The sequence below is a fragment of the Nocardioides sp. NPDC127503 genome (assembly GCF_040302165.1).
Taxonomy (GTDB): domain Bacteria; phylum Actinomycetota; class Actinomycetes; order Propionibacteriales; family Nocardioidaceae; genus Nocardioides.
In genome coordinates this window covers 515,533-531,416 of record NZ_JBEORH010000003.1, presented here as the reverse complement: position 1 = coordinate 531,416, position 15,884 = coordinate 515,533, and the positions used below count along the sequence as shown (strand labels likewise).

Below are 15,884 nucleotides of genomic sequence, written 5' to 3'. Positions count from 1 at the left end.
CGACGGAGCCCGCCTCTGGGGAGCGAGCCCGCCTTCTCCTGTAGACAGCGACCGCGAAGTCTCTGAAAGGGGACACGCCATGCGCTCGATACCGAGCCCACTCATGCCTCGCGCAACCAAGCCGAGGTTCTTCAAGAGATTGGCGGCGCTGTGCGCCACCGCCCTCGTCGCCACGGCACTCGTCGCCTCCGGCGCCTCGGCGTCCCACCCCGAAGCCAGCCTCGCGGGCAGCAACTTCGAGATCGACGTCGACGCCAACCTCAAGGTCGATGACCCGGCCCCCTCGCTCGACTGGGCAAGCGTCACCGAGATCCGCGCCACCGACAAGGTCAACGGCACCGGCGACAACTCCTACGCCGGCGGCGTCAAGGAGGACACCTCCTGTCCCGGTGAGGTGACCGACTCGATCCCGCCGAACAAGAGCGACCTGCTGAGCTTCCACGTCTACCGGGAAGCCGGCACCGGAAGCCACCCCGGGTTCCTGAACCTCGCCTGGAGCCGGGTGAGCGAGCCGAGCGGCACCACGCTGATGGACTTCGAGTTCAACCAGTCCAGCACCAAGTGCGCCTCCGGGCCCAACGTCGTACGCACCGCCGGCGACCTGCTCATCGAGTACGCCATCGACCAGGGCGGCTCCCGTGCGGACATCTCCGCACGCCGATGGACCGGCAGCGCCTGGGGTCCGACCACCGACCTGGACGTCCCCTCCGCCACCTGCGGCGGCGCTCCGTGCGCGGCCGGCACCATCAACTCCTCGGCCATCCCGGCCGCGGACTCCGACGGCCTGATCAGCACGGGCTCGAAACAGGCCCGGACCTTCGGGGAAGCGCAGATCGACCTGCGGCTGCTGTTCCAGCCCAACAAGTGCGCGTCGTTCGGCAGCGCGATGCTGAAGAGCCGTTCCTCGGACTCCTTCACCTCTCAGCTGAAGGACTTCGTGGCACCGGTCGGGATCAACCTGCAGAATTGTGGCCAGGTGATCATCCGCAAGCAGACGCTCCCGGACGAGGACCCCAACGCCACCAACTTCGGCTACACCAAGGCGTTCGGCACCGATCCCACCTCAGCGAACACGTTCACGCTCCAGGATGACGGCGTGAAGGACTACGGCAAGACCGTGCTCTTCGGCACCGGCTACACCGTCGTCGAAGACGTGATCCCATCCGACTGGTCCTTCGTCAGCGTCAACTGTGATGCCAGCACCGGAGTGAGTCCCAGCTTCAACGGGGCCACGGTGACGTTCGCGATCAACGACGCCGACGACGTACTCGACTGCACCTACACCAACGAGCTCCAGCTCGGGGCGCTGAAGATCGTGAAGAACAGCACCAAGGGTGGCGCAGTCACCAACGCCGGAGCGGTCTTCTCCTACGACGGCACCAGCGTGACCGACAACGGCGCCGGCGACCAGGATGCCGATGTCGGCGAGGTCTGCGTCTCCGGGCTCTCGCTCGGCGACTACGACGTGACGGAGACGTCGCCGCCTCCCGGGTACGCCGACGCCCCCGGTGACGCACAGACCGTCACCGTGGTCAGCGGCACGAACTGCACCGACAACCAGCCGACAGGCGCGGCGGTCGCGACGTTCACCAACGCGCCGCTCGCCGACATCCAGGTCAACTTCCGTGACGGCGGCTCTGGCGAGACCAGCCTGACGTCGATGACCTGCGAGAACACCGGCGTCGCACCGGACACCGGCACCGCCACCGGTTGGGACGACACGATCACCCATGAGGGCATCGCGATCGACCCGTCACCACGGACGGTCACCTGCACCATCGTGATCGACCCCTGATCCCCCACATCCACCCCAACCGCGGGGCCGCCCGGTTCACCGGGCGGCCCCTTCGGGCACCCCCGCCGGCGCAGCGGCAACACGCTTGAAACCCATGGCGACTAGCGTGCAATCATGACGCGGGTGATCGAGCAGCAGTCTCGGGTGATCCACGGATACAAGCGCGCGTTCCGCATCGGCGGTGACGGCTCCGCGATCATGTTCATCCACGGGATCGGCGACAGCTCGCGGACCTGGGACGACGTTCTGCCCATGTTCGCCGACAACCATCTGGTCATCGCTCCCGACCTCCTCGGTCACGGCGACTCCGACAAACCACGCGCCGACTACTCGATCGGCGGTTTCGCCAACGGCATGCGCGACCTCCTGTCCGTGCTGGACGTGGAGCGGGTCACCCTCGTCGGCCACTCGCTCGGCGGCGGCATCGCGATGCAGCTCGCCTACCAGTACCCACAGCTGGTCGAGCGGATCGTGCTGGTCTCCAACGGCGGCTCCGGGCGCGGCGTCTCGACCTGGCTGCGACTCGCGACCCTGCCGCTGGCCCCGGAGCTGCTCAAGCTGTTGCGGCTGCCGATATCGCGGATCGGGATGTCCGCCTCCCTCGGCCTGCTGCGCCGCATCGATCACGACCTCGGCGTCGACGTCCTGGACCTGGCCCGGATCGTCGACGCGCTGCCCGACACCCACTCCCGCCAGGCGTTCGCCCGGACCCTGCGCGCTGTCGTCGACTGGCGCGGCCAGGTCGTCACGATGCTCGATCGCTGCTACCTGGCCGCGAACATCCCGCTGCTGATGATCTGGGGCGACCGCGACGGCGTCATCCCCTACCGCCACGCCGCGCAGGCACAGGCGGCGATGCCCCAGGCCACGCTCGAGGTGTTCGAGGGCGCCGGCCACTTCCCGTTCCGCTCCGATCCCGGGCGCTTCGTGATGGCCGTCGAACAGTTCATCCGGGGCACCGAGCCGGCGACCTGGGACCAGCACGGGTGGCAGACGCGGCTGCGCAACGGCCCCGAACCGGGAGACAATCTTCATACGTGGACGGGCATCTGACCCGCGCATTACCCTGCGGACATGAACGACGTTGCCGCGCCCGACGCCACTACCGGAGGGGTGCGCGAGGTGAAGTCCGCCGCCCGCACGGTGGAGATCCTCGAGTTCCTCGCCGCGCGCCAGAACCGCCCGGTGCGGCTGCGTGAGCTGAGCGAGGCGCTCGGGGTTCCCCGCAGCAGCCTGCACGCCCTGCTCCGTACGCTCGCCAAACACGGCTGGGTACGCAGCGACGCGACCGGCACGCTCTACGGCATCGGCATCCGGGCCCTGCTGGCCGGCACCAGCTACCTCGACACCGACCCCTACCTGCCCCAGGTGACACCGTTCCTCGTCGAACTCCGCGAGCAGCTCGACGAGACCTTCCACTTCGGACGTCTCGACGGCGCCGACGTGGTCTACCTCGCCACCCGCGAGTCGTCGCAGTACCTCCGCCCCTACAGCCGGGTCGGTCGCAGGCTGCCCGCCTACTCGACCTCGCTGGGCAAGTCGATCCTCGCCACGCTGCCACCCGACGAGGTCGCCGGCCATCTGCCGGCCGAGCTCGCACCGCTCACGCCGCACACGTTCACCGACCGAGAGGCCCTGGCCGCTGAGCTCGATGCGACCCGCCGGCGCGGCTACGCGATCGACAACGAGGAGAACACCCTCGGGCTGCGCTGCATCGCCGTCGCCCTGGACTACGACGAGCCGGTCTCCGACGCGATCAGTGCCTCCATCCCGATCGCCCGGCTCACCCCCGAGCGGGAAGCCGAGGTCATCGCCGCCCTTCGCCAGGCAGCGGACCGGATCGTCCGCGTGGTCGGCCCGATCCGTAACTCCCTCACCTGGACCTGACCCCTTATACGGAACGCTTTTCCACGGATGTAGACACATGACACAATCGCGGACGTGTCCCCCACTGCTCCGCCCACGCCGCTGAACCTGCTGGTGACCGAGCCGATCATGGCCCGCTTCACCGACGTGCTGACCCGCAACGGCGCCTCGCCGCACGAGTGGACGTTCGCATGGGGAGATGACCCACGGCTGGCCGAGGCCGCCGCGACGGCCGAGGTGCTGGTCTGCTCCTCCACCACGCCTGAGCTGCTGGCCGCGATGCCCCGGCTCCGGCTGGTGCACGTCACCGGCGCCGGAGTGGACCGGATCCCGCTCGAGGCGTTGCCCGGTGACGTACGTCTGGCCAACACCTACCACCACGGCCGCTCCATCGCCGAGCACGTGATGATGGTGTCGATGATGCTGCTGCGCGGCGTCCTGCGGTCCGAGGCAGACATGCGCCGCGGCGTGTGGAGCAACGCGATCGTCTCCGGCGACTACCCCTTCGGCGGCGTGCTGGCCGGCCGTACCTTGGGCATCGTCGGCTTCGGCGAGATCGGCTCGAGCGTGGCCCGGCTCGGCTCCGCGATGGGGATGAAGGTCCGGGCCGTACGCCGCAACCCCGACGCCCCGCTGCCCGAAGGCGTCGAGCTGGAGTGGGTCGGGCCCGACTCGGCCCTGCACGACCTGCTGGCCGCATCCGACGTGGTCGTCGTGACCGTGCCGCTGAGCGATGCGACCCGCGGGCTCATCGATGCCGCCGCCCTCGCCGCGATGCGGCCCAGTGCCGTGCTGGTAAACGTCGCCCGTGGCGCGGTGGTCGACGAGCAGGCGCTCCACGACGCGCTCACCGCCGGCACGATCGCCGGCGCCGGCATCGACGTGTGGTGGCGCAACCCACGCGACCCCGACGCTCCCCCGCCCTCGCACCTCGACTTCACCAGGCTGCCCAACGTCGTGCTGACCCCGCACCAGTCGGGGCACACGGCCGAGGTGTTCGCCGGCCGCGCACAGGACATCACCGACAATGTCGACGCCCTCGCCGAGGGTCGGCCGCTGCGCAACCCTGTGACGAGGTAGCTAGCCGAGGAGTTGGTCGACCACCAGCACGACGGCGCCGAAGATCGACACCGCGATCGCCGTACGCCGCAGCCGCACCGGCGACATCACCCGGTTGAGCAGCAGAGACAGCGCCCATCCGAGGAAGGGGGCTGGCACAAGCGCGGCGGTGACCAGCAGAGTGCGCTGGTCGACGGACCCGGTGGCGGCCAGGGCGAGGAACGACAGCACCGAGCCGACCAGGAAGAACGAGCTCATCGAGCTGCGCAGCACCGCACCGTGCTTCTGCTGCCAGACCAGCGCCATCGGCGGACCGCCGATCGAGGTGGCGGTGCCGAGCAGCCCCGAGGCAGCACCCGCGGTGACGAGGTTGCGGCGTACCGGCCGCGGCTGCCAGCCCAGCGAGTTGAGCGCGACACCGACCAGCACGACGCCGGCCAGCAGCAGGGCGAGACCCCGCTCGGGCAGCGCCGCGACGAGCAGCGCTCCCGCGATCGTCCCGGGCACCCGGCCGAACAGCGCCCATCCGGTGCCGCCGAGGTCGATGTGCTGCCGTTCGGTGACCACGACCATGACCGTGACCACGAAGGCGAGCATCACCAGCGTGCCGGGCAGCAGCCCCGGATCGACCAGGGCGACGACGGGGGCGGCGAGCATGCCCATGCCGAAGCCGATCGAGGCCTGGAGCGCCGAGGCCAGGACGACGGCGACCGCGACGAGCGCGAAGGACCCGAGCGAGAGCCCCATCAGCCCGCCTGGGCCGCAGCCAGCTCCTGCTCCTCCGCCCCCAGTGGATGGAAGCACTCCGCCGTGTGGGAGCCGTCGACCGGGTCGATGGCGAGCGGCGGGAGCGCGGTGGCACACTCGTCGGTCGCCTTCCAGCAGCGGGTCCGGAACCGGCAGCCGGACGGCGGGTTGATCGGCGAGGGGATCTCGCCGGACAGGATGATCTGCTCGCGCCGGCGCTCGTGGTCGAGCGAGGGCGCCGCCGAAAGCAGCGCCCCGGTGTAGGGATGCTGAGGCCGCTCGAACGTCGACTCGGTCTCCCCCTGCTCGACGATCCGGCCCAGATACATCACCACGACCCGGTCGGCGACATGCCGCACCACCGACAGGTCGTGCGAGATGAACAGGTACGCCACCCCGAGCTCCTGCTGCAGTTCGTTGAGCAGGTTGAGGACCTGTGCCTGCACCGAGAGGTCGAGCGCGGAGACCGGCTCGTCGCAGACGATCACGTCGGGGTTGAGCGCGAGCGCGCGGGCGATCCCGAGACGCTGCCGCTGGCCACCGGAGAACTCCTGCGGATACTTCCCGGCGTCGCCCGGCCGCAGCCCGACGAGGTCCAGCAACTCCCGCACCCGGGCCGCGCGCTCCCGCGAGGTCTTGTGGAGTCCGGTGTGCGTACGCCACGGCTCGCTCACGATGTCGCCGGCCGACATCCGGGCGTTGAGCGAGGCGAACGGGTCCTGGAACACCATCTGCACCCGGCGCCGGAACGCCAGCAGGTCGGCACCCTTGGTCGTCGTCGGGTCGACCCCGTCGAAGCGTACGGAGCCGCCGTCGGGGGTCTCCAGCATGAGCAGCGTGCGGGCCAGCGTGGACTTGCCGCAGCCGGACTCCCCCACCAGACCGAGGGTCTCGCCCCGGTGCAGGTCGAGGGTGACCCCGTCGAGCGCTCGCAGCTCCTTGCGCTTGCCGGCGTGGCGTACCGGGAAGATCTTGGTGAGGTCGCGGACCTCGAGAAGCGGTGCATCGCTCATCGGTTCACCTCGTCGGGGAAGTGGCAGGCGGACAGGTGGCCGGGGGCGACCTCACGGGCGGCGGGTCGCTCCTCGCGGCAGCGGTCCCGCGCGATCGGGCAGCGGTCCTGATAGACACAGCCGGCCGGGATCGCGGCCAGCTCGGGCGGCGAACCACCGATCGACTTGAGCTCCGCACCGCGCTCGGCGTGCACGGGCACCGACTCCAGCAGGCCGGCCGTGTAGGGGTGCTTCGGCGAGCCGAAGACCTCCTCGACCGGGCCCTGCTCGACCACGTTGCCGGCGTACATCACCACGACCCGGTCGGCCTGCTCGAAGACCAGGGCGAGGTCGTGGGTGATCAGCACGACCGCCATGTCGCGCTCCTCGCGCAGGTCCTTGAGCAGGCTCATGATCTGGGCCTGGACCGTGACGTCGAGCGCGGTGGTCGGCTCGTCGGCGAGCAGCACGGCCGGCGACAGCGCGACGCCGATCGCGATGAGCAGCCGCTGCCGCATGCCTCCCGAGAACTGGTGCGGGTAGGAGTCGATCCGAGTCTCCGGCTCGGGGATGCCGACCCGGCGCATCAGCTCGATGGCCTCCTTCCGGGCGGCCTTCTTGGACAGGCCACGGTGGATCCGGAACGGCTCGGCCAGCTGCGTACCCACGGTGTAGACGGGGTTGAGCGCGGTGAGCGCATCCTGGAAGACGATCGCCAGCTCCTTGCCGGCGATGTCGCGCCGACGCTTCGCCGACGCAGTCCGCAGGTCAGTCGTGCCACCGTCACCGGTGATGCGGACGGCACCCTCGGTCACGTCGGCGACCGGCTCCAGCAGGCCGACGACCGCGGTGGCGGTCATCGACTTGCCGCAGCCCGACTCCCCGAGCAGCGCAAGGGTCTCGCCCCGGCGCGCCTGGAAGGTCACCTTGTCGACGGCTCGGACGACGCCGTACGGCGTGCGGATGTCGACGCTCATGCCGTCGACGTCGAGGGCGACGGCCTTCTCGGTCAGAGTGCTGTTCACTGGGCGTCCTCCGTAACGGTCTGAGTGACGGTCGGGGTGGCGCGGCGACGCTGCCGTCGCGGGACCGTGAGCCGCCACCGCTGAGCGGGATCGGTGGCCAGCCGCACCCAGGCGGCGAGCACGGCGGCGGACACCGTCGCGATCACGATGGCCAGGCCGGGGAAGAAGGAGAGCCACCATGCGGTCTGCAGGTAGTTCTGCCCCTGGGCGACCATCAGGCCCCAGCTGACGTCGGGTGCCTGGATGCCGATGCCGAGGAAGCTCAGCGAAGACTCGGCGAGCATGACGTAGCAGAAGTCGAGCGTGGCGACCGTCAGCAGCGTCGGCAGCACGATCGGGAAGACGTGACGTCGGATGATGCTGAAGCTCCCCGCCCCGAACGTACGAGCCGCGTCGACGAAGACCCGGCTCTGCAGCTCGGCCGACTCCGCCCGCGCGGTGCGCAGGTAGATCGGGATGCGGGTGATCGCCAGCACGATGACGATGTTGCGCGGGCTCGGCGAGTAGACGTAGAGGACGACGACAGCCATCAGCAGCGACGGGAAGCTCAGGATGACGTCCGCGATCCGCATCACGAGGGTCTCGCGCCAGCCGCGGTGGTAGCCGGCCCACATGCCGACCACCGAGCCGATGACCAGTGAGATCAGCACGGCCGGGATGGCGACGCCGAGAGTCGTCCGGGTCGCGACGACGATCCTGGCCAGGATGCTGCGTCCGAGCGAGTCCGTGCCGAGCACGTAGAGCCAGCCGTCGAGCTCGAGCGGTGCCTTGTTGCCTCGGGTCAGGTCCTGGGCGTTGGCCTCGCTGCCGAGCAGGACCGGCCCGAAGACCGCCACGAGCAGGATGAAGCAGAGGATCACGGCGGCCACGGTCGCGACCTTGTCGCGCAGCAGCATCCGCCAGTAGCTCACCTTGCCGGAGCGGCTCGGGGCTTCAACGGAGTCGGTGGTGGTGGAGCTCATCGGTTCTCCTCTCTCACACCATCGCCTTGTCGCGCACACGTGCGTCGAGCAGGGCGTAGCAGATGTCGATGGCGATGTTGAGCAGGAAGATCGTCACCGCGGTGAGCAGCACGGCCGCCTGCAGGATGGCGAAGTCGCGGCCGGTGATCGAGTCGATCATCAGCTTGCCGATGCCGGGCCAGCCGAAGATCGACTCCACGACCACGGCACCGTTGACCAGCCCGACCGCCAGGTCGCCGGCCACGGTCAGCGCCGGAGCGGCGGCGTTGCGCAGGGCGTGGTGCGCGACGACGCGACGGCTGTCGGCACCCTTGCTGCGTGCCAGCCGGACGTACGGCGCGGACAGGGCTGCCACCATCGCGCCGCGCACCACCTGGGTGAGCACGCCGACGGGGCGCAGCAGCAGGGTCGCGATCGGCAGGACCCACGACAGCAGACCGGCGTCGACACCCGAGGTCGGCAGCACGCCGAGCATCACCGCGAAGACCCAGACCCCCATGATGGCCAGCCAGAAGTCGGGGACGCTCGCGGCGGTCATCGAGAGGAACGACGCGAACCGGTCGGCCAGCGAGTTCGGACGGTACGCCGCCCACGAGCCGATCACGACCGCGAGGACGACCGCGATCAGCATCGTGGTGATCGCCAGCTGGAGCGTCGCGGGGAAGGCCCGCAACGCCATCGCGGCCGCGGACTCACCCGTGCTCAGCGAGGTGCCGAAGTCGAGGCGGAGGATGCCCTGGAGGTAGTCGATCAGCTGCTGCCAGACCGGCAGGTCGAGGCCGTTGACTTCGCGGAAGGTCTCCTTCTGAGCCTCGGTGGCGTTCTCCGGCAGGTACAGGCTGGCCGGGTCGCCGGTGAGGCGGGCCAGGAAGAACACTCCGAGCAGCACCACGACGAGCGGCAGCAGCGAGGTGAGGGCTCGCTTGCGGAGGAACGTCACCATCGATGACCTCCTGGGTGAGTCGCGGCCGGGATCACTTGGCGGGCTTCATCTCGGTCACGCGCATCTCGTCGCCGGTCGCCGAGTTGGGCTCGTACTCGACGTTGTCCGACTCGCCGATGATCCCGGTCATGTGCGCGATGTAGGCGAACTGCGAGATCTTCTCCGGCTCGTCGGCGAAGACGCCCGCGAACGCGGCCTGGCGGTCGTCGCCCTCGGCCTTGTCAGCGGCCCCGATCTGGGCGTCGAACTCCGGCGTACCGAACGTCGACTGGGCGCCGTCGCTGAGCATGTACTGGTCGACGGAGAACTGGGCGTCACCGGCCTGGTTGCCGTGCTGGACGAGGATGATGTACGGCCCGGTGTCCTTCGGGAACGGGCGGGACTGGTACTCGACCGACGCGGCGGTGTCCATCATCTCGATAGAGACGTTGAGGCCGATGTCCTCGAGCGCCTTCTGCACGACCTCGACGGTCTCGCCGACCTTGGGGAAGAGGCCGTTGCGGGAGATCAGCCGGATCTTGGTGTCGGTCGGCACCCCGTCGGCCTTCGCCTCGGCGATGAGGGATTTGGCCTTCTCCGGGTCGTACGGCCACGCCTCGAGGTCCGGGTTGTGGCCCACGACGCCCTCGGGCACCAGCTGGGAGGCGACGTCGGCGTAGCCCTCGAAGAGGCTGTCGACGATGGACTCGCGGTCGATCGCGTAGTTGATCGCCTGGCGCACCCGGATGTCGTCGAGCGGAGCGTACGTCCCGGTCGACCGCAGCGCGGTCGTCTCGTTGTTCGGGTAGCGGACCGCGGCGTCGCCGGAGAGGTCCTCGGGCGCGAGGCCGGTGGCGATGTCGGCCTCGTTGTTGGTGATCATGGCGGCGCGTACGCTGCCCTCCTCACGCCACTGGTACTCCGCCTTCTTGAAGGCGGGGGCGTCGCCCCAGTAGGTGTCGTTGACCGCGAGGGTCAGCTTGGTGCCGTTCTGCCAATCCTCGATCTTGTAGGGGCCGGTGCCGATCGGCTCGCGCACCTTGGCGGTGTCGCTCGTCGACGCCGGCACGACCTCGATGAACGAGAGCCGCAGCGGAAGGATCGGGTCGGCCTCGGCGGTGGTCACCTCGAGGTGGGTGGCGTCGACGGCCTTGGCCTGGATGTCGTCGTCACCGAAGACGTACCCCTCGACGTTGCAGCCGAAGGTGCCGTTGACCGCGCGGTCGATGGAGTGCGCGGCGGCCTCGGCGTCGAAGGCGGAGCCGTCGGAGAACTTCACACCCTCGCGGAGCGTGAAGGTCCACTTGGTCGGCTCGGCCTGCTCCCACTCGGTGGCGAGCAGCGGCTGGAGCTCGCCGGAGGCGGGGTCGCGCTCGACCAGCGGCTCGGTGATGTTGGAGCGCACCACGACGCCCGTGGAGGTCAGGTTGGCATCGCACGGTTCGAGGGTCGGCGGCTCCTGCGGGAGCACGATCCGGACGGTGTCACCGGCCGCGCCGGCACTGTCGGAGTTGGCGACGCCACACGCCGAGAGGGTGAGCGAGACAGCCATGAGCGAGGCGCTTGCGAGTCCGAAACGGGACCGCAGCGAGGGACGAAAGTTCATGCGACTGTTCCTCCAGTCGATCGGCGACATCTACATATGTGGACGTCGTTGTCATTCGTGGATGAACCGTACGAGCGGTTTTTGTGTGACGTCAAGCACGTCAGGCAATGCCCATAGGGCATCGAACGATGCAGTCACGATGTTGGACGCGTATCGCTTCCGCTACCTAGCCTCGGGATCTCCGACGTCGTACGACCCCTTGAGGAGACCCCATGGGCCGCTACTCCCCCACCGAGCTCCGTGACGCCCTGGGCGCCGGCCTGCTGTCGTTCCCGGTGACGCACGCGACCGCCGACTACGCCTTCGACGAGGACGGCTACCGCGCGCACCTGCAGCACCTCGGCGGCTTCGACGTCGCCGGGCTCTTCGCCGCCGGCGGCACCGGCGAGTTCTTCTCGCTGACCCACGACGAGGTGTCCCGGGTCCTGCGGGCGACCGTCGAGGAGGTCGGCGACGGCACTCCGGTGATGGGCGCGGCCGGCTACGGCACCTCCCAGGCCGTCGCGATGGCGCAGCGCGCCGAGGCGGACGGCGCCGACGGCATCCTGCTGCTGCCGCCCTACCTCACCGAGCTGCCGGGTCGCGGCCTGTACGAGCACGTCGCCCGCGTGTGCTCGGCCACCTCGCTCGGCGTGATCGTCTACCACCGCGCCAACGCCCGCTACGACGCCGACACGATCGTCCGTCTCACCGAGGAGTTCCCGAACCTCATCGGGTTCAAGGACGGCATCTGCGACATCGACCTGCTCGCTACGCTCAACGCCCGTCTCGGCGACCGGCTGCTCTACGTCGGCGGGCTGCCGACCGCCGAGACGTACGCCCTGCCGTATCTCGAGCTCGGCGTCAGCACCTACTCCTCGGCGATCTTCAACTTCGCGCCGCAGTGGGCGGTCGAGTTCTACACCGCCGTCCGCAACCACGACCGCGCGGACGTGCTCGCCCGGCTCCGCGACTTCGTCGTCCCCTACATCGCGATCCGCGACCGCGGGGCCGGCTACGGCGTCTCGATCGTCAAGGCCGGGCTCACCGCGGCCGGCCGTCCGGCCGGTCCCGTACGTCCCCCGCTGACCGACCTCACCGAGCACGAACTGGCCGAGCTGACCACCCTCGTCAAGACCGTCATCTGACGGCCACCCGACCGACAGGAGAAACCGTGACCCGCCGCATCCTCCAGGTAGGACCGCTCAAGCCGTCGCTGGCCGCCACCCTCACCGACCGCTACGACGCCCTGGTGCTGCCCGACGACGACAGCCGCGCCGCGTTCCTCGCCGAGCACGGGGCCTCGATCGGCGCCGTGGTGACCACGGGACGCACCGGCGTACCGGCCGAGCTGATGGCGCAGCTGCCCGAGCTCGGCGCCGTCGTCAACTTCGGGGTCGGCTACGACACCACCGACGTCGAGGCCGCGGCCGCGCGCGGGGTGCTGGTCTCCAACACCCCCGACGTACTGACCGACTGCGTGGCCGACACCGCGATCGGCCTCACCATCGACACCCTGCGCGGGCTCAGCGCCGCCGACCGGTTCGTACGCCGCGGCGACTGGCCCGAGGTCGTCACCTACCCCCTGGCTCGAAAGGTCTCGGGCAAGCGGGTCGGCATCCTGGGTCTGGGCCGGATCGGCCAGGCGATCGCGACCCGCTTCGAGGCCTTCGGCTGCCCGATCTCCTACCACTCCCGCCGCGAGGTCCCCGGCTCCCCCTACACCTACGCCGCCTCCCCCGCGCAGCTCGCCGCCGACGTCGACATCCTGGTCCTCGCCACCTCCGGCGGCAGCGGTACGCAGCACCTCGTCGACCGCAAGGTGCTCGAGGCGCTCGGCCCCGAGGGCTACCTCATCAACATCGCGCGTGGCTCCGTGGTCGACCAGGACGCGCTGGTCGAACTGCTCGTCGAGGGCGGCATCGCCGGCGCCGGCCTCGACGTCTACACCGAGGAGCCCACGGTCCCCGCGGAGCTGATGGACCTCGACAACGTGGTGCTCCTCCCCCACCTGGCCAGCGGCACCGTCGAGACCCGTGCCGCCATGGAGCAGCTGACCCTCGACAACCTCGACCGCTGGCTCGCCGACGGGACGGTCCTCACTCCGGTGCCGGAGGTCGCTCCTCGGGGCGCAGCGCGATCTCAGTGATGCGGTTGCCGTTCCGGGCGGTCACCTCCAGGGTGCCGTCCGGAAGGGCCAGCACCTCCCCGACCTGCGGGATGTGCCCCAGCCGCGAGATGAGGTAGCCCGCGACGGTCTCGTAGGCGCCGTCCTCGAGCTCGATGCCGGTGGTGTCAGCGAAGTCCTCGATCGTCATCGCGCCGTCGATCCGGGACAGGTCACCGTGGTCGCGGATGCGGGCTTCGCCGTGGTCGTACTCGTCACGGATGTCGCCGATCATCTCCTCGACGAGGTCTTCGAGGGTCACGATGCCGTCGGTGCCGCCGTACTCGTCCACGACCATCGCCAGGTGGGTGCCGCCCTCGCGCATCGTGGCGACCGACGGGATCACCCGCTTGCTCCCGGGCAGCGAGAGCACCGGACGGCAGATGTCCCGGATCGTGCGCTCGTCCGTCGCGACGACACCGAGCAGATCGCGTACGTGCAGGAAACCGAGGATGTCGTCGAAGCCCTCGCCGGTCACCGGGTAGCGGGAGTAGGGCAGGTCACGCACGGTCTCGGCTGCCGCGGGAAGCGGCATCGAGGCGGGCATGAAGGTGACGTCGCCGCGCGGACGCATCACCTCCCGCAACGTCGTCTCGGTGGTGGCGAACACGTCACGCAGGATCCGGCGCTCGTCCTCCTCGAGGTCCCGGTTGGTGGAGACCATCTCGCGCAGCTCCTCCTCCGAGACCTGCTCGGCCGAGGCCTTGGGGTCACCGCCGAGCAGGCGTACGACCGCGTCGGTGGAGACCGAGAGCAGCCAGATCACCGGCCGCATCACGCTGGCGAACCGGTCCAGCACGGGCGCGACGGCCAGCGAGATGCCGGCGGCCTTCTGCAGCGCCAGTCGCTTGGGCACCAGCTCGCCCAGCACCAGGGAGAGATAGGCGATGAACAGGGTCAGCACGATCAGCGCCGTGGTCTCCGCCAGCGCCTCGGTCAGGCCGAGCCGCTCGAGGTAGGGCGCGACGTCGGGAGCGATCGCCGAGCCGCCGTAGGCCGCGGAGAGGAAGCCCGCGACGGTCACGCCGATCTGCACCGCGGCCAGGAAGCGGTTGGGGTCCCGGGCCACCGCCGCCACCCGTGCGCCACGCGGGCCCTTGCGCTCGATGGCGGCGAGCTGGCTCTCTCGCAGCGACACCAGCGCCAGCTCGGTCGCGGCGAAGACGCCGCCGACCAGCACGAACACCAGCACCAGCCCGAGGCTGAGAAATGTCTGACTGTCCATCAGGCCCGCTCACCATCCGATGTGAATCCAGGTGAGCGGTAGGAACTTCGAGGCCTCTTCACACAGATGAATCTACAGGCGCGTCGCTCGCTCGCTGGTTACGAAGTGCCCGCTTGTCGAGCTTGCCGACCGTGTTCTTCGGCAGCGCGTCCAGCGCATGGATCGCGGTGGGTCGCTTGTAGCCGCTGAGCTGCTCTCGGCACCTTGCCATCAGGGCCTTGACGTCGATCGTCGCGCCCGGGCGGGCCTGGACGAAGGCGACGACGACCTCGCCCCACTTCTCGTCGGGCAGCCCGATCACCGCGACCTCGAGGACGGTCGGGTCGCCGGCGAGGACGTCCTCGATCTCCTTCGGGTAGATGTTCTCGCCACCTCGGATGATCATCTCCTTCGACCGGCCGACGATGGTGAGGTAGCCGTCCTCGTCGACGTGACCGAGGTCGCCGGTGGAGAGCCAGCCATCGCTGATCACGGCGGCGGTGTCGTCCGGACGGCCCAGGTATCCGCGCATGACGTTGGCCCCGCGGACGCTGACCTCGCCGTTCTCGCCGGGCGGCACCGGCTTGCCGTCCGCGCCGAGGATGCGCAGCTCCTGGCCGGGGAAGGGCAGACCGACGGTTCCCGCCTTGCGTACGCCGCCGACCGGGTTGATCGTGGAGCCGCAGGTGGCTTCGGAGAGTCCGTAGCCCTCGATGAGCGGGAAGCCGAAGCGGGCCTCGAACCGGGCGAGCAGGTCGGCCGACGCCGGGGCCGCACCGCAGACCGCGAACCTGACCGAGCTCGTGTCGGGTCGTACGTCCTCTGGAAGCGCGGCGAGCATGCTGTAGATCGTGGGCACCGCGGAGAAGAAGGTCGGGCGCTCCTTCGCGACGGTGTCGAAGAACGTGTGCGGGTTGAATCGGTCCGCGATGACGACGCTGGCCCCGACAAGGAGCGGGGTGAGGATGCTGACGACGATGCCGTTGACGTGGAAGAGCGGCAGGATCAGCAGGCAGCGGTCCTCGGGACCGACCTCGAGCGCATCGCGCCCCATGGCGGTCATGGCCTCGAGGTTGGCGTGGTCGAGCATCACCCCCTTGGGTACGCCGGTGGTGCCCGAGGTGTAGATGAGCAGCGCCAGGAGCGCACTGTCCACGACCGGCGCGGGCCCGTCCTGCCCCGGCTCCCGGCGCAGGTCGGAGACCGAGAGGGCGGGTACCTCTCCGATCGGGTGAGCGCCGTCTTCGATGACGTGCAGCTTCGCGCCGGAGTCGTCGAGCTGCCGGGCGACCTCGGGGTCGGTCAGGGCCGGGTTGACCGGTGTGATGGTCGCTCCGAGCCGCCACGCGGCAAAGAGAAGCACGACGAACTCGACGCGGTTGGTGAGCTTGAGCGCGACGACGTCCCCTGCGCCGATGCCGAGCTCGGCGAGATGCGCTGCGCCGGCACGGACCAGGTCGAGGAGCTCGGCGTTGGTGAGCCGCTGGGACGAGTCGGCGACGGCCGGACCGGCCGGGTCGTCGGTGGCGCGCCGGTCGATGATGGTGGAGAACGTCATGA

Annotated in this window: 14 protein-coding genes; 6 read left to right on the top strand and 8 right to left on the bottom strand. The window is 69.7% G+C overall.

The features are described from left to right. Positions 1 to 103 precede the first annotated feature (103 nt). The 4 genes from ABTW65_RS09630 (at position 104) to ABTW65_RS09615 (ending at position 4,741) form a co-directional block, all read left to right on the top strand. Positions 104 to 1,795, top strand: a complete 1,692-nt coding sequence (locus tag ABTW65_RS09630; RefSeq protein WP_350659823.1) for an MSCRAMM family protein — start codon at positions 104 to 106, stop codon at positions 1,793 to 1,795. A 114-nt stretch (positions 1,796 to 1,909) separates the two neighbouring features. Then, positions 1,910 to 2,848, top strand: coding sequence for an alpha/beta fold hydrolase (locus ABTW65_RS09625; RefSeq protein ID WP_350659822.1), 939 nt, complete (start codon positions 1,910 to 1,912; stop codon positions 2,846 to 2,848). 21 nt (positions 2,849 to 2,869) lie between these two features. Then, positions 2,870 to 3,682: an IclR family transcriptional regulator gene (locus ABTW65_RS09620; RefSeq protein WP_350659821.1), complete on the top strand. Its 813-nt coding sequence runs from the start codon at positions 2,870 to 2,872 to the stop codon at positions 3,680 to 3,682. Between the two features lie 54 nt (positions 3,683 to 3,736). After that, the gene (locus ABTW65_RS09615; protein ID WP_350659820.1) at positions 3,737 to 4,741 is read left to right on the top strand and encodes a 2-hydroxyacid dehydrogenase; all 1,005 of its coding nucleotides are present in this window, start codon (positions 3,737 to 3,739) and stop codon (positions 4,739 to 4,741) included. Here ABTW65_RS09615 and ABTW65_RS09610 read toward each other — a convergent pair whose 3' ends face one another. From ABTW65_RS09610 to ABTW65_RS09585, 6 genes are read right to left on the bottom strand one after another with little or no spacing between them, the layout of a single operon-like run. Beyond that, positions 4,742 to 5,467 carry a sulfite exporter TauE/SafE family protein gene (locus tag ABTW65_RS09610; protein ID WP_350659819.1) on the bottom strand — a complete coding sequence of 242 codons (726 nt, stop codon included), beginning with the start codon at positions 5,465 to 5,467 and terminating at the stop codon, positions 4,742 to 4,744. After that, positions 5,467 to 6,480, bottom strand: coding sequence for an ABC transporter ATP-binding protein (locus tag ABTW65_RS09605; protein ID WP_350659818.1), 1,014 nt, complete (start codon positions 6,478 to 6,480; stop codon positions 5,467 to 5,469). Before ABTW65_RS09605 ends, ABTW65_RS09610 begins: the two co-directional genes overlap by 1 nt. Continuing rightward, the gene (locus tag ABTW65_RS09600; protein WP_350659899.1) at positions 6,477 to 7,436 is read right to left on the bottom strand and encodes an ABC transporter ATP-binding protein; all 960 of its coding nucleotides are present in this window, start codon (positions 7,434 to 7,436) and stop codon (positions 6,477 to 6,479) included. The genes ABTW65_RS09605 and ABTW65_RS09600 overlap by 4 nt, the downstream gene beginning before the upstream one ends. A gap of 44 nt (positions 7,437 to 7,480) precedes the next feature. Next, positions 7,481 to 8,446 (bottom strand): ABC transporter permease, encoded by a 966-nt coding sequence (locus ABTW65_RS09595; RefSeq protein ID WP_350659817.1) that lies wholly within the window; start codon positions 8,444 to 8,446, stop codon positions 7,481 to 7,483. Positions 8,447 to 8,459: 13 nt separating this feature from the next. Next, positions 8,460 to 9,389 (bottom strand): ABC transporter permease, encoded by a 930-nt coding sequence (locus ABTW65_RS09590; RefSeq protein WP_350659816.1) that lies wholly within the window; start codon positions 9,387 to 9,389, stop codon positions 8,460 to 8,462. Positions 9,390 to 9,420: 31 nt separating this feature from the next. Beyond that, complete coding sequence (locus ABTW65_RS09585) at positions 9,421 to 10,974, bottom strand: ABC transporter substrate-binding protein (RefSeq protein WP_350659815.1); 1,554 nt, start codon at positions 10,972 to 10,974, stop codon at positions 9,421 to 9,423. Between the two features lie 212 nt (positions 10,975 to 11,186). Here ABTW65_RS09585 and kdgD point away from each other — a divergent pair, with 212 nt between their 5' ends. Both kdgD and ABTW65_RS09575 read left to right on the top strand, forming a co-directional pair. Further along, positions 11,187 to 12,101 carry a 5-dehydro-4-deoxyglucarate dehydratase gene (gene kdgD / locus ABTW65_RS09580; protein ID WP_350659814.1) on the top strand — a complete coding sequence of 305 codons (915 nt, stop codon included), beginning with the start codon at positions 11,187 to 11,189 and terminating at the stop codon, positions 12,099 to 12,101. Positions 12,102 to 12,127: 26 nt separating this feature from the next. Then, positions 12,128 to 13,102 carry a 2-hydroxyacid dehydrogenase gene (locus tag ABTW65_RS09575; protein ID WP_350659813.1) on the top strand — a complete coding sequence of 325 codons (975 nt, stop codon included), beginning with the start codon at positions 12,128 to 12,130 and terminating at the stop codon, positions 13,100 to 13,102. Here ABTW65_RS09575 and ABTW65_RS09570 read toward each other — a convergent pair. Then, positions 13,053 to 14,345 (bottom strand): hemolysin family protein, encoded by a 1,293-nt coding sequence (locus ABTW65_RS09570; protein WP_350659812.1) that lies wholly within the window; start codon positions 14,343 to 14,345, stop codon positions 13,053 to 13,055. The genes ABTW65_RS09575 and ABTW65_RS09570 overlap by 50 nt on opposite strands. Positions 14,346 to 14,403: 58 nt before the next feature. Continuing rightward, positions 14,404 to 15,882 (bottom strand): class I adenylate-forming enzyme family protein, encoded by a 1,479-nt coding sequence (locus ABTW65_RS09565; RefSeq protein WP_350659810.1) that lies wholly within the window; start codon positions 15,880 to 15,882, stop codon positions 14,404 to 14,406. Positions 15,883 to 15,884: the final 2 nt, after the last annotated feature.

Bases quoted from the DNA above. Each gene is read 5' to 3' on its own strand.
- ABTW65_RS09630 (WP_350659823.1), top strand. From the start codon at position 104: ATGCCTCGCGCAACCAAGCCGAGGTTCTTCAAGAGATTGGCGGCGCTG.
- ABTW65_RS09625 (WP_350659822.1), top strand. From the start codon at position 1,910: ATGACGCGGGTGATCGAGCAGCAGTCTCGGGTGATCCACGGATACAAG.
- ABTW65_RS09620 (WP_350659821.1), top strand. From the start codon at position 2,870: ATGAACGACGTTGCCGCGCCCGACGCCACTACCGGAGGGGTGCGCGAG.
- ABTW65_RS09610 (WP_350659819.1), bottom strand. From the start codon at position 5,467: ATGGGGCTCTCGCTCGGGTCCTTCGCGCTCGTCGCGGTCGCCGTCGTC.
- ABTW65_RS09605 (WP_350659818.1), bottom strand. From the start codon at position 6,480: ATGAGCGATGCACCGCTTCTCGAGGTCCGCGACCTCACCAAGATCTTC.
- ABTW65_RS09600 (WP_350659899.1), bottom strand. From the start codon at position 7,436: ATGAGCGTCGACATCCGCACGCCGTACGGCGTCGTCCGAGCCGTCGAC.
- ABTW65_RS09595 (WP_350659817.1), bottom strand. From the start codon at position 8,446: ATGAGCTCCACCACCACCGACTCCGTTGAAGCCCCGAGCCGCTCCGGC.
- ABTW65_RS09590 (WP_350659816.1), bottom strand. From the start codon at position 9,389: ATGGTGACGTTCCTCCGCAAGCGAGCCCTCACCTCGCTGCTGCCGCTC.
- ABTW65_RS09585 (WP_350659815.1), bottom strand. From the start codon at position 10,974: ATGAACTTTCGTCCCTCGCTGCGGTCCCGTTTCGGACTCGCAAGCGCC.
- kdgD (WP_350659814.1), top strand. From the start codon at position 11,187: ATGGGCCGCTACTCCCCCACCGAGCTCCGTGACGCCCTGGGCGCCGGC.
- ABTW65_RS09570 (WP_350659812.1), bottom strand. From the start codon at position 14,345: ATGGACAGTCAGACATTTCTCAGCCTCGGGCTGGTGCTGGTGTTCGTG.
- ABTW65_RS09565 (WP_350659810.1), bottom strand. From the start codon at position 15,882: ATGACGTTCTCCACCATCATCGACCGGCGCGCCACCGACGACCCGGCC.